The following is a 12,563-nucleotide window of genomic DNA, read 5'->3' as shown; positions in this document are numbered from 1 at the left end:
CTGTGCGGCATGGCGAACGGTCTTCCTTCGACGCGGCCCGGCGGCCCGCCGACCATCCGTGAACTGCTCGCGTCCGGAGACCGGTCCTTCTCGTTCGAGTTCTTCCCACCGAAGACGCCCGAGGCCGAGGAGGTGCTGTGGCGGTCGATCCGCGAGATCGAGCAGCTGCACCCGACCTTCGTCTCGATCACGTACGGCGCCGGCGGGACCACCCGCGACGGCACGATCCGGGTTACCGAGCGGGTCGCCCAGGACACCTCGCTGACCCCGCTCGGTCACCTGACCTGCGTCTCGCACTCGCGCGACGAACTGCGCTCGGTGATCGGCGCGTACGCCGGAGCCGGCGTGCGCAACATGCTCGCGCTGCGCGGCGACCCGCCCGGCGGGCCGAACCAGCCGTGGGTCGCGCACCCCGAGGGCCTCAACCACGCGGTCGAGCTGGTCGAGCTGATCCGCGAGCTCGGCGACTTCAGCGTCGGCGTCGCGGCGTTCCCGGACAAACATCCGGAGGCGACCTCGCTCGAGGCGGACGCCCAGGTGCTCGCCGCCAAGGCGCAGGCCGGGGCCGACTACGCGATCACGCAGATGTTCTTCGGCGCCGACGACTACTTCCGGCTGGTCGACCGCTCCGCCGCGCTGGGCTGCGACATGCCTGTGCTGCCGGGCATCATGCCGGTCACCAATATCAAGCAGATCCAGCGGATGGCCGAGCTCACCGGGATGGCGCTGCCCGAGGCCGTCACCTCACGGCTGCTCGCCGTCGAGGACGAGCCGACGGCGGTCCGTGAGGTCGGGATCGAGATCGCGACCGAGCTCTGCGAGCGCCTGCTGGCCGGCGGCGCGCCCGGCATTCACTTCATCACGCTGAACAGATCGACAGCGACCCGACAGGTCTTCCGCAACCTCAGCTCCACCGTCGTATCCTGACGCAATGGCTGACCCGTCGGACCTGCTGATCGACCGCACTCTCGTCCTGCTCCGGCACGCCAAGGCGGTGGAGCCCGACTCGATGCCGGATCTGGAGCGTCCGCTCGCCGACCGCGGCCGCGCCGACGCCGGGGCGGCCGGCCGGCATCTTGTTGCCCAGGGCATCGAAGCGGACCTGGTCCTGTGCTCGCCGTCGAAGCGCACCCGCGAGACCTGGAAGTACGTCGCGGAGGCCGGCGTCACCGCGGCCGACGTCTGGTACGACAAGCGGATCTACAGCGCCGACGCCGAAGGACTCCTCGACGTCATCCACGAGGCCCCGGCCGAGGCACGCACCGTGATCGTCGTCGGCCACGCGCCGGGCATCCCGTGGCTGGCCGACGAGCTCGCGCTGGACGGCACCAGCCCCGAGCGTGTCGAGCTCACCCAGAAGTACCCGACCTCCGGCCTCGCGATCCTGCACCTGACCTGCCGCTGGTCGGACCTCGCAGCGAACGAGGCCGACCTCGTGCAGTACGTCGTACCGCGGGGCTAATTGTTGTGAGGTAGCCAGTGCGTCGTGCTGTTGACCGTGATCAATCGCTGGGTTGCGCGGGTCAGCACGACGTACAGCGCCCGCACTCCGCCCAGCGTGTCGCTGACGATGCGGTCCGGCTCGACGACCACGACCGCGTCGTACTCGAGGCCCTTGGACTCCAGTGGGCTGAGTGCGACGACCCGTGGATCGCCCAGCTCGGCGAGCACCTGGTCGACGGCGGGGCGCAGCTTCGGCGGCACGATGACGCCGACTGTGCCCTCGACCAGTTGCAGTAGCTCGGCGGCCGCGTCGCCCGCGGCCTCCGAAACCTTGCCGTCGTCGAAGATCCGGTGCTCCGGCTCCACTCCGGTACTGCGGACCGCGTTCGGCAGGTCCGCGTCCGGGATGGACTGCTTGATCACCTCACCGGCGAACGAGTAGATCTCGGCCGAGTTCCGGTAGTTGGTGGACAGCCGGAACGAGTGCCGCTGCAGGTGGGAGAGCATCGAGTCCATCGCGGCGCGGGCCTCGTCCGGGTCCGGCCAGGAGCTCTGCGCCGGGTCGCCGACGATCGTCCAGCTGGCCTGCGGTCCGCGCCGGGTAACCATCCGCCACTGCATGGGGGAGAGGTCCTGCGCCTCGTCCACCAGCACGTGCGCGTACTCCTCCGGCTCCTCCGCCTCCCGCGCCGCAGCGGCTCGGGCCCGGCGCTCGGAGCTGGTCAGCACCTCGTTGACGCCGTCCGTCAGCCCCTCTAGCCAGTCGAACTCCTCATCGGTGTTCTCCTGCACCGGCGGGCGACCGAGGAACGCACTCAGCTCGTCCAGCAGGGCGACGTCGGCGATGGTGAACTCATCCGTCGTACGGATGCCTCTGGCCAGCGCGTCGATCTCTGCAGGCGTCAGGTCGTTCCGGGCCCAGCGCTGCAGCCGGCGTGGGTCACCGAGCCAGCGCAGTACCGCCTCCGGGGTCACCACCGGCCACCACTGGCTGAAGAACGTCCGGAACGCCGGAGTGTCGGCCACGCGGTCGCCGAACGCCTCACGGTCGCCGAGCGGCCCGTTGCGCAGGTCCTCGGGGAACCGCTGCCACAGTGCGGCGATCAGGCCCTTCCGCGCCTCGGTGGCGGCCTTGTTGCGGGCAGTCCGGCGCAGGGCGTTCCGGCGTACGTTGTCGAGTTGGTTGGCGTCCAGCTCGACCGTGGCGCCGCCGAGGAACACGCGCAGGTTGGTCGGTGCGTTCGGCACCCGATCGCGGGCGGCGCGCGACAGGATCGCGCGCATCCGCAGCGAGCCCTTGACAGCCGCCACGTCGCCGTCGTCGACCGCTGTCGCCTTCACACCGTCGACCAGCTCGCCGACTGCGCGCAGCGAGACGGTGTTCTCACCAAGGCTCGGCAGCACGCGCTCGATGTAGGCCATGAACGCTGCCGACGGTCCGACCACGAGTACGCCGCCACGCTCGAAGCGCCTGCGGTCGCTGTAGAGCAGGTACGCCGCCCTGTGCAGCGCGACCACCGTCTTGCCTGTGCCCGGTCCACCACCGATCACGGTGACGCCACGGGCTGGTGCCCGGATCGCCTCGTCCTGCTCAGCCTGGATCGTGGCGACGATGTCGCGCATCGTGTGGCCACGGGCCCGGGACAGCGAGGCCATCAGCGCGCCCTCACCCATCACCGGCAGGTCCTCAGGCGCTCGCTCCGGCGCCAGCAGGTCGTCCTCGAGCCCGACGATCCGCGGACCCTTGTTCCGCAGTACGCGACGCCGGACGACCTTCAGCCGGTCCGTCGCGGTGGCCCGGTAGAAGGGCTCGGCCGCGGGCGCACGCCAGTCGATCACCAGCGGCTCGTACTCCGCGTCGCGGACACCGATCCGGCCGACGTACAGCTTGTCCAGCTCCGCCGCGCTCGTCGCGGGCGGCTCGTCGTCCCCGCGGTCGGAGTCGAGCCGGCCGAAGACCAGCCCCTCGTGCTCCGCGTCCAGCTCGGCGATCCGGCGGGCAGCGGCGAACACGAGCACGTCCCGCTCGTACAGGCCGGTCTGCTCCTCGTCGCGGACCCGGCCGACGTTCTGCGCCTGGCCACGCTGGTGGCCCTCGACCGCGATCCGGGACGCGGACCGCGCAGCCTCGTCGACCCGGCCGTACACCCGGTCGATGTGTTGCTGCTCAGCCGCCAGCTCCGCCCGCTCCACGCTGTCAAAGTTGTCGTGATCGGCCGATGTGGGGGTTTGATCCACCGAGGTCCTCTCTACCGCCGGGCACCACCCCGACTCAGAACACAGGAACAACCAATCTTAGTTTGTTCCCCTGTCCAACCCCACCGCGGCCTCAGGCCTTCCCGATGGCGTCGGCCACAATCGCCGCGCCGAGGGTGGTGGCGGGCACGCCGGAGCCCGGGTGCGCGCCCGCGCCGACGCAGTACAGACCCTTCACCGGGGACACGTTCGAGGCGCGGCGGCGGGCGGTCCGGTAGCCCTCCCAGGCCACTCCAGCCCACCAGGACGGCGACGTCTGCCGCGAGACCACGTTGTCCCGGACGGGCAGCCCGCGCGCGACCAGTAGGTCCAGTACGTCGTCGGTGGGGTAGCCGTGGACCAGTACCGACCAGGCCTGGTGGCCGGCAGGCGCCGTACCGCCGGTGCGGACGACGACCGTCGGCGTCCCGTGCAGCACGGTCTCGAACGGCAGCTCCGGTACGGGCTCCTTCAGGCCGAGGTGGACGACGTACGCCGCCTGGGCCTGGTGCGTCGCGAGGATCCGCTTGCGGACCTTCTTGGCCGCCGGATCGATCACGAAGCTCTCGTAGAGCACTCGCGGGTCGACGTCACTCACCACGACGTCAGCCGGGAGCTCCGTGCCGTCAGTGAGCCGTACGCCGGTCACTGCGCCGCCGGTCGTCGTCACCGCGACCACCTCGGCGCTGGTGTGGACCGTGACCTTCCGCTCGCTCGCCCGCTGCACCAGAGCATCGGCCAGTGCGCCGAAGCCGCCCGCGATGGTCCAGCGGCCGAAGGTGCGTTCCAGGTAGGACCACACGCCGACGTACCCGGGTGTGAGGGTCGCGTCCGAACCGCCTTGGGCTGCGAAGTGCCTCAGTACCGCGCGGGCCCGTTCGTCGCTCAGCTCTCGCCGTGCGACCTTCTCCAGGGACTGCCAGGGCTTGAGGGCGCGGATCGTCTTGATGGGCAGCCTGTCCTCGAGCGGTGGCTCGAGTGAGGTCTTACGCAGGATCTGCCACGTGTCGCCGTACGAGTCGACCAGTGCGGTCCACTGCTCGGCCACAGCCGCACCTGCGAGGTCCGTCCAGGCCTCCTCCTGCAGGCCGCGGTCGCTGATCGGCAGGTCGAGCACAGAGCCGTCGGTGAACATGTGGCGGCGTGGCTCGGTCACCGGATCCAGCTGGACCAGACTCTCGATCGGACGACCGCTCTTGCGGAACAGATCGCGCAGGGCGGCCGGCAGCGTCGTACTGGCTGCTCCGGCGTCCCAGACGAAGCCGTCTGCTTCGACCCGGCCGAGCACTCCGCCGAGATGCTCGTTCTGCTCGCAGATGGTGACCTGGTGGCCCAGCTTGGCCAGCCGCACTGCACTGGCGAGACCGGCCAGCCCGGCCCCGACGACAATCACATTGGCCATCAGGCAGCACTGCTCCCAGTTGCAGGGGTAGTTCGTCTCTCTCGCCACGCCTTGAACCTGCGATACCCGCGTCGGATGAACCGGAACGCGAAGTACACGCCGATCAGTCCGAGGATCAGGAAGATGCTGGCGACGATCAGCGCGGCTTCCGGATGGAACGCGGCCAGCGACACCACACCAGCCACGGCGACGTCCTCACCGGACGACGCGGCGATGTTGGTGACCGGCTCGGGGGAGGTGTTGATCGCCAGCCGCAGACTGGCCTTCACCGTGTGCGAGAGCAGCGCAACCAGTCCGCCGGTCGTCGCGATGATCGCCTGGTGCAGAGTGCTCGCCTGGCCGGACAGCATGGCGGCCAGGATCGCGCCGATGGTCGGCCGGATCACCGTCGAGATCGCGTCCCACGCGGAGTCGACGTACGGAATCTTGTCGGCGACGAACTCGAACGCGAACAGAACACCCGCTGCGATCAGCACCGGTGTCGTGGTCAGGGCGTGCGGTACGTCGTCGGCACCGGCGAACCGGCCCAGCAGACCGAGAATCAGCACGCAGACATAGGCATTCACGCCACTGGCCCAGCCAGTCGTGACCGCCAGCGGCAGCGCTTCCAATGTCCTGCTCCGTAACCCTCAGTGGCCGTATGTCCCGACACACGTTTTCGTCAGTATCGAACCCTCGGACGCGAGTTTTGGTTAACCGTTGACATCCGCGTCGCCTCGACCCACAGTGACTAGGCTGCCAGTCTCTGTGACCGGCACCCGCCCGAAGGGTTCAGGAGAACATCATGCTGCGTCGTCCGAAGATTCTTGCCGCACTCGCTGCGGTAGCGCTGCCGGCCGCCCTGGTCGGCGTGTCGTTGGGAGGTCCACCCGCAGAGGCGTCACAACCGTCTGCGAAGCCCGCACCGTCCGCCGTCGCCGCCACGGCGTACAGCGCGGCCGCTGCGAAGTACGGCGTACCGGAGTCGGTCCTGCTGGCCGTCTCGTACGCCGAGTCGCGCTGGGACGACCACGCCGGCGCGCCGAGCACCTCAGGTGGCTACGGCCCGATGCACCTCACCTCGCTGGGGGCGTCCGAGGTAGCCGACCTGTCCGGCAAGCAGAAGGTCGCGACCGCCGAGTCGCTGCAGACGCTGAAGAAGGCGTCCGAGTTGACCGGGCTGGACGCGTCCTCGCTGCGCACCGACGTCACCGCGAACATCAACGGCGGCGCCGCAGTGCTGGCGTCGTACCAGAAGTCGCTCGGCCTGCCGGTCGGCGCGACCACCTCACCGGCCGAGTGGTACGGCGCGGTGGCGTCGTACGCCGAGGCGGGCGACAAGGTCGGCGCTGCCGGATTCGCCGACGACGTCTACTCGATCATGGCCAAGGGTGCGGCACGTACGACGAACACCGGCCAGCAGATCGTGATGCCGGCCGTCGCGGTCAAGCCGGACAAGGCGCAGGTCGGCAAGCTGTCGCTGCCGGCCGGCGTACAGCCGTCGAAGTCGGACGTGGAGTGCCCGCCGACGCTCGGCTGCGAGTGGCTGCCGGCTCCGTACTCGACCTTCGGGACGGCCGGCGACTACGGCAACCACGACCTCGCCAACCGGCCGAAGACCGGCAAGATCGACTACATCGTCATCCACGACACCGAGGGCACCTGGCAGGGCGTGCTGAACCTGGTGCAGGACCCGACGTATGTGAGCTGGAACTACACCATGCGGTCGTCCGACGGACACACCTGGCAGCACGTGAAGGCCAAGGACGTCGCCTGGCACGCCGGCAACTGGTACGTGAACATGCACAGCATCGGCATCGAGCACGAGGGCTTCGCACCGCAGGGCGCCACCTGGTTCACCGAGTCGCTGTACCGCAACTCGGCCAAGCTGGTGAAGTACCTCTCCGCGAAGAACAACATCCCGCTCGACCGGGCGCACATCATCGGCCACGACCAGGTGCCGGGCACGGTCCCGTCGACGGTCGCCGGCATGCACTGGGACCCGGGACCGTACTGGGACTGGGAGCACTACTTCGACCTGCTCGGTGCGCCGATCTACGGGCACAAGGTCTTCCCGGTCCGCGCCGGTTCGATCGTGACGATCAAGCCGGGCTTCGCGAACAACGTCCAGGTCGTCTCCAACTGCGACGCTCCGAACACCACCTGCACGCCGCAGGGCACCAACTTCGTGTACCTGCGCCAATCGCCGGACGACAACGCCCCGCTGGTGAAGGACATCGGACTCCACCCGAACGGGATCGACGGCACCACTGACGTGTCGGACATGGGCTCCCGGGCCGCGGCGGGTTCGCAGTACGTCGTGGCGCAGCGCCAGGGCGACTGGGTGGCCGTGTGGTACCTCGGCGCGCTGGGCTGGTTCAAGAGCCCGGCCAACGCACCGGATGCCTTCGCCAAGCCCGGTCTGGTCGTGAAGCCGAAGGCAGGTAAGACGTCGGTGCCGGTGTACGGACGTGCGTACCCGGAGCAGGCGGCGTACCCGACCGGCATCCCGTACCAGACGGTGACGCCGCTGCAGTACTCGATCGGCGCCGGCCAGTCGTACCCGGTCGGCGACCTGAACATCGAGACCGACTACTACCGCGCCGTCACCTTCGACGGCCAGCCGCCGACCGACCACGTCCAGGTCCTCGGCAAGGACAGGTACTACCAGATCTGGTTCGGCCACCGGATGGCCTACGTCCGGGCTGCCGACGTAGACGTCCGCCCGGCCGTCTAATCTGGATGCTGTGATCGACGAAGCCGTCCAGCCTGTGCTGGACGGCTTCGTCACGTCTGTCCGCAAAGTCGCCGCCGTCGAGGCGGTCTGGCTGCACGGCTCACTGGCACTCGGGGACTACCAGTTGGGCCGCAGCGATCTCGACGTGATCGTGGTGACCTCGTCGCCGCCTCCACCTGCTGTAGCCGACGTACACAGGCAACTGATCCGCGACTTCCCGCTCGCCGCGAAGCTGCACTGCTCGTACATGACGGACCTGGCCGACCTCTCGGTGCGGCATCCGACGTTCGCGCACCAGCGCTACTTCGACCGGCCGGTGACCCCGGTGACCCGGCGGGAGCTTGCCATCGGCAACCGCACGCTGTTCGGGCCGACGCCGGCGGAGCTCTTGCCGGTTGTGAGTGACGAGGAACTGTTCGCCTTCATCCGCCGCGACCTGAACGACTTCTGGCTGCCGGCCACCCGCAAGCGGACCAACTGGTACGCCGATATCTGGGTCGACCTGAGTCTGCTCACGATCGCCCGCGCGCACGTCACCCTGGCGACCGGTGACCTGATCACCAAGCGCGCGGCGTTCGACGTCCTGCCCAATCTGGGGGCTCCCGCGGACGTCGTCGAGGACATCCGCCGGAGGCGGTACGGGCCGGAGTTCCGGATCGGGCCGTGGTGGCGGCACACCCGCGCCGGGCTCACCCGGCGGTTCGTGAGTACGGCGATTCCCGCCGTACTCGGCTCGCCGCTCAGTTCACGGTGATCGGCGTGCCGTCGGTCAGCTTCAGCAGCTCGGCGTAGGTGGTCGGGAAGACCGAGTGGGGGATGCCGGCCGCGGCCCAGATCACGTCGTACTGCTCGAGCGCGGTGTCGATGTAGGTGCGGACCGGGCCGGGGTGGCCGACCGGGGCGACGCCGCCGATCGACTGACCGGTGTGCTCCTTCACGAACTCCGGCGTGGCCCGCTTCAGCTTCGCGATGCCGAGTTCGGCGGCGACCTTCGCGGTGTCCACGCGGTGCGCGCCCGAGGTGAGGATGAGAACCGGTACGCCGTCGCCGTTGAAGATCAGGCTGTTCGCGATCGCGCCGACCTCGCAGCCGAGCTCGGCCGCCGCGGCCGCCGCGGTCGGCACCGCCTCGTCCAGGATCACGATCTCGCCGGTAGCACCTGCCGCCGCGAGCGCGTCGGCAACCTTCTGCACATTGGGATGACTGCTCACCCAAGTGAGCTTATGCGCCGTGTCACACCGATTTCAGCCCGGCCGCCCCGAACGAGACGTTGAACCGATCGCACCAGATCGTGACGCTGCGAAAGGCGTCGAGCCCTACGTCGGCGGGGATCGGGTAGTTCTGGTTGCCGTGGTTGCCCTTCAGGCTGCCCAGACTGCGATACGCCCCGTCGTCGAACACATGCCATCCATCCCGGCCCGGTGTCACCTCGGCGTCGCTCAGCCACACCTTGAGGTCCGGTCCGTCGGAGGTGTCAAGGTTCTCGATCCGGAGCACCCGGCTGCCGTCCGGCAGGGCGAGTACGGCAACCGTGCCGGACGTCCGGTGTTCGTGAGTGATCAGCTTCCCGGTCAGGAGAACCTTCGGTTGGGGCTTGACAACTGGCGTCGGTTTTGCCGGGTGCGCAGAAACTGTCGGTGGCGTCGTCGACGATGAAGTCGTGGAGATCGAAGCAGTGCCGGGCAGCGCCTCGTCGACGACCCTGTCGGTGAGCAGCCGCCACGGCTGGAAGAGCGGCAGCGCCACTGCCGCAACCACGACGGCTACAGCCGCCGTGGTGATTCCTACTGCCCGTCTCCGCATCGTTCGCCCTTCCGTCCTGGACTCTCCAGTCTGGCGTCCGGAGGCGTCGAGTGGCGGCGCGCCGGAATTACGGGCCGTTGACGATTGTCGGCGGGCGACGATACGCTTGCAGTGTTCGAACAGATGTTCGATTACCTCAGCTCCGGTTTCGTCGGGAGGCCGGACAGAGGTGAGCCGGACAGCTGGACGGCTCCGGTGCGGAGTTGCGGCCGCATCGGAATCCGGTGGTCCCGGCGGGCCGGGCACCGGAGTGGACCTCGACCCCCACTCCGGGCTCACCCGCCGGGCCTCCGACCCGGCCGTCGATCAGGCGCCGTTGTTCGATCACGGGAAGTGTGTACAGAGGAGGCAATGGACCATGTGGGAGTTCGACGACGCTGTCGAGGTGCACTCGGTGTTCGTGGACGGCATCGAGACTCCGGACCAGTTCCTCTGGCGCGGCCGTCTCTGGCGGGTCACCGCACTCAGGTCCCAGTGGACCGAGACCGCCGCCTGGTGGGAGCGCGGCATCATCGGCCCGGGCACCATCCACGACCCGCGTGCCCAGCGCCCTGCGCAGTCCGACGTGTTGCCCGCCCGGATCGACGCGGCCATGGTCGCCGAGGCCTGCTCGGGAGCGCGCACCACCCGTCCCACCCGAGTCCACTCAACCGGCGTGGCAGCGGCAGCGACCCCCCGCTCGCATGCCGCCGCCACGCTCTCCTCCGGACAGCCTGCCGCTGCGGACACGAGTCCGGCGGCGGTCGGCGTGCTGGATGCGGATTGGGGGCCGGAGCGCACGGTGTTCCGGGTCGAAGCGGGCTGCGGCCGGCACGGCCGACGTGAGTTGTTCGATCTCGCCCACGACCCTGTCTCGGGTCGTTGGCAACTGGAGAGGGTGACCGACCGATGACTGTTTCACCGGTATCGCCGGCAGCTGCCGGTGCGGCCAGCCGAGAGCTGTCCCGTGCCCGCGCCGCGCTGGCCGAGGCCACGGAGACCACTGACCACCTGATCCGCTACTCGAGCGCCCACGTGGCGGCGCTCCGGGTCGCGGCCGCGGTGCTCGCCGTCCGCGCCCGTCCGGTGCGCTCGGGCAGCCGTCGCCGGGTCCAGCGCAACGCCTGGGTGCTGCTGGCCGAGGTCGCGCCGGAGTTCGGCGAGTGGGCGACGTTCTTCGCCGCCGGCGCCGCCCAGCGTGCGGCCGCGGAGGCCGGTCTGGAGCGTGCCGTCACCACCCGCGAGGCCGACGACCTGGTCCGCGCGGTCGACACCTTCTACGGCCAGGTCGAGGCCAGCCTGCGCCTGTCCACCACCCCGGTGCTCACCGCCACCACCGATCCGCAGTCCGTTCTGACCCAACCCTGGATGCAAGCCAGCTGATCAAATCCGGCGCTGAGGCGCTGAAGAGGCACTGAGGAGATCCCGACCGTGAACAAACAGCCGAGAGGCCTGGGCAAGGACCTGTGCGGTCGTGTGCACGCCCACACCGGCGCCGAGTGCTACTTGCCTGACACCCATTACCCGCGTCCTCACCACTCCTTGACCGATGAGACCTGGCATGACGGCCTGTGCACCCAGTGCGCCGGTTCCGGGATCCTGGCCGACGCCCTCTGCCCGGCCTGCAACGGCACCGCGTTCGAGCCGCTGACGCTTCCGGAGACCCACCAAGCCGGCTGATCACCCATCCGGTGGGTCCTCGCCGGCCCTCGCTGGTCCTCGCTGGTACCGGAGGGAACTAAGGTCAGCCACGTGAGTGACCTTCCTGTTCTGGATGCTGAGGATCAGCGGGTGCTGGGGAGCTTGCTGGAGAAGCAGGCGACCGTGCCGGCGTCGTACCCGCTCACCGCTAACGCGTTGCGGACGGCGTGCAATCAGACCAGCAATCGGGATCCGGTCGTCGACTACGACCAGGGGACCGTGGAGCGGGTCGCGCGGTCGCTGCGAGACCGCGAGCTGTTGCGGATCGTCTGGGTCGACACCGGCCGGCGGACGCTGAAGTACCACCAGACCCTCGACGAGAAGCTCGGGCTCGAGCCGGACGAGCGCGCGCTGATCACCGTGTTGCTGCTGCGCGGCGCGCAGGCGCCGGGCGAGCTGCGGACGCGGACCGAGCGGCAGCACAAGTTCGACGACCGGAGTGACGTCGAGGCGTGCCTGCGGCGGATGGCCGCACGCCCCGAGCCGCTCGTGCGTGAGCTGGAGCGCCGCGCCGGTCAGCACGACCGCCGCTGGATTCATCTCCTCGGCCCGGTGCCCGAAGAGGAAGCGGTCGCCGTCGTCGAGTCCGTCGACCGCGACACGGTCATCGCCGATGGCACCGAAGCACGTGACGCGCGGGTGCGTTCGTCGTACGACGCGGTCGCGACGGCGTACGCGGACGAACTGCTCGACGAGCTTGACGGGTTGCCGTTCGAGCGGTGGCTGCTCGACCGGATTGTTGCCCAGGCCAACGGTCAGCCGGTCGTCGAGGTCGGCTCGGGTCCCGGGCACATCACGGCGTACCTGGCCGAGCACGGCGCGGATGCCACCGGCGTCGACCTGTCGCCGGAGATGGTCGCGGAGGCGCAGCGGCGCTTTCCCGACCAAACCTTCGAGGTCGGCGATCTCCGCCGGCTGGGTCGTCCACCGACCAGCTCCGGTTGGGCGGCCGTCCTCGCCTGGTACTCGCTCATCCACCTGGCCGCGTCCGAGCTGCCCGACGCGATCGCGGCGCTGACCCGTCCGCTCGACCCCGGCGGTTGGCTGGTCCTCGCACTCCACGCCGGCGCGGAGGTCCGTCACGTCGAGGAGTTTCTCGGCCACGAGGTCAACCTGGACTACGTCCTCCACGACCCGAGCCAGGTCGTCACCGTGGTCGAGACTGCCGGTCTCACCGACGTCGAGTGGTACCTCCGCGGGCCGATCGCCGCTCGGGCCGAAACCACCCGCCGCCTGTACGTCGTTGCGCGCAAACCGTCCTGACGACTCGGTCCGTGACCCGGG

The 12,563-nt window shown here is 69.5% G+C and carries 13 protein-coding genes; 8 read left to right on the top strand and 5 right to left on the bottom strand.

The genetic code is table 11. The features are described from left to right. Positions 1–9 precede the first annotated feature (9 nt). Together metF and ACFWUU_RS00950 are read left to right on the top strand one after the other, a co-directional pair. A complete protein-coding gene (metF, locus tag ACFWUU_RS00955; protein WP_380171582.1) occupies positions 10–927 on the top strand; it encodes a methylenetetrahydrofolate reductase [NAD(P)H] in 918 nt (305 codons plus the stop codon). A 4-nt stretch (positions 928–931) separates the two neighbouring features. Continuing rightward, positions 932–1,462, top strand: a complete 531-nt coding sequence (locus ACFWUU_RS00950) for a SixA phosphatase family protein (protein WP_380171580.1) — start codon at positions 932–934, stop codon at positions 1,460–1,462. On the opposite strand, the gene ACFWUU_RS00945 is transcribed toward ACFWUU_RS00950, so the two are convergent. The 3 genes from ACFWUU_RS00945 to ACFWUU_RS00935 all read right to left on the bottom strand — a co-directional run bounded on the left by ACFWUU_RS00945 (position 1,459) and on the right by ACFWUU_RS00935 (position 5,691). Then, positions 1,459–3,636, bottom strand: a complete 2,178-nt coding sequence (locus ACFWUU_RS00945; RefSeq protein ID WP_380171578.1) for a HelD family protein — start codon at positions 3,634–3,636, stop codon at positions 1,459–1,461. The two genes, ACFWUU_RS00950 and ACFWUU_RS00945, sit on opposite strands and share 4 nt — an antisense overlap. Before the next feature lie 136 nt (positions 3,637–3,772). After that, positions 3,773–5,128, bottom strand: a complete 1,356-nt coding sequence (locus tag ACFWUU_RS00940) for an NAD(P)/FAD-dependent oxidoreductase (RefSeq protein ID WP_233714711.1) — start codon at positions 5,126–5,128, stop codon at positions 3,773–3,775. After that, on the bottom strand, positions 5,080–5,691 hold the full coding sequence (locus ACFWUU_RS00935; protein WP_137254515.1) for a DUF4126 domain-containing protein: 612 nt from the start codon (positions 5,689–5,691) through the stop codon (positions 5,080–5,082). The genes ACFWUU_RS00940 and ACFWUU_RS00935 overlap by 49 nt, the downstream gene beginning before the upstream one ends. Positions 5,692–5,864: 173 nt before the next feature. On the opposite strand from ACFWUU_RS00935, the gene ACFWUU_RS00930 reads away from it, so the two are divergent. Beyond that, entirely contained in the window at positions 5,865–7,796 is a 1,932-nt protein-coding gene (locus tag ACFWUU_RS00930; RefSeq protein ID WP_380171576.1) for an N-acetylmuramoyl-L-alanine amidase, read from the top strand. Positions 7,797–7,806: 10 nt separating this feature from the next. Next, the gene (locus ACFWUU_RS00925) at positions 7,807–8,550 is read left to right on the top strand and encodes a nucleotidyltransferase domain-containing protein (protein ID WP_137254517.1); all 744 of its coding nucleotides are present in this window, start codon (positions 7,807–7,809) and stop codon (positions 8,548–8,550) included. Here the strand turns inward: ACFWUU_RS00925 and ACFWUU_RS00920 are convergent. Both ACFWUU_RS00920 and ACFWUU_RS00915 read right to left on the bottom strand, forming a co-directional pair. Next, positions 8,537–9,007: a YbaK/EbsC family protein gene (locus ACFWUU_RS00920; protein WP_380171574.1), complete on the bottom strand. Its 471-nt coding sequence runs from the start codon at positions 9,005–9,007 to the stop codon at positions 8,537–8,539. The genes ACFWUU_RS00925 and ACFWUU_RS00920 overlap by 14 nt on opposite strands. Positions 9,008–9,029: 22 nt before the next feature. Continuing rightward, positions 9,030–9,599 (bottom strand): DM13 domain-containing protein, encoded by a 570-nt coding sequence (locus ACFWUU_RS00915; protein ID WP_380171572.1) that lies wholly within the window; start codon positions 9,597–9,599, stop codon positions 9,030–9,032. A 358-nt stretch (positions 9,600–9,957) separates the two neighbouring features. On the opposite strand from ACFWUU_RS00915, the gene ACFWUU_RS00910 reads away from it, so the two are divergent. The 4 genes from ACFWUU_RS00910 (at position 9,958) to ACFWUU_RS00895 (ending at position 12,542) form a co-directional block, all read left to right on the top strand. Then, entirely contained in the window at positions 9,958–10,491 is a 534-nt protein-coding gene (locus ACFWUU_RS00910) for a DUF6504 family protein (protein WP_380171570.1), read from the top strand. Next, the gene (locus ACFWUU_RS00905) at positions 10,488–10,961 is read left to right on the top strand and encodes an SAV_6107 family HEPN domain-containing protein (protein WP_137254521.1); all 474 of its coding nucleotides are present in this window, start codon (positions 10,488–10,490) and stop codon (positions 10,959–10,961) included. Before ACFWUU_RS00910 ends, ACFWUU_RS00905 begins: the two co-directional genes overlap by 4 nt. 48 nt (positions 10,962–11,009) lie before the next feature. Then, entirely contained in the window at positions 11,010–11,258 is a 249-nt protein-coding gene (locus ACFWUU_RS00900) for a hypothetical protein (protein WP_380171568.1), read from the top strand. A 72-nt stretch (positions 11,259–11,330) separates the two neighbouring features. Further along, positions 11,331–12,542, top strand: coding sequence for a DUF480 domain-containing protein (locus ACFWUU_RS00895; protein WP_380171566.1), 1,212 nt, complete (start codon positions 11,331–11,333; stop codon positions 12,540–12,542). Positions 12,543–12,563 lie beyond the last annotated feature (21 nt).

Source organism: Kribbella sp. NPDC058693, assembly GCF_042715335.1.
In the GTDB taxonomy this organism is placed as follows: Bacteria; Actinomycetota; Actinomycetes; order Propionibacteriales; family Kribbellaceae; genus Kribbella; species Kribbella jiaozuonensis.
This window is presented reverse-complemented; position numbering and strand designations above follow the sequence as displayed.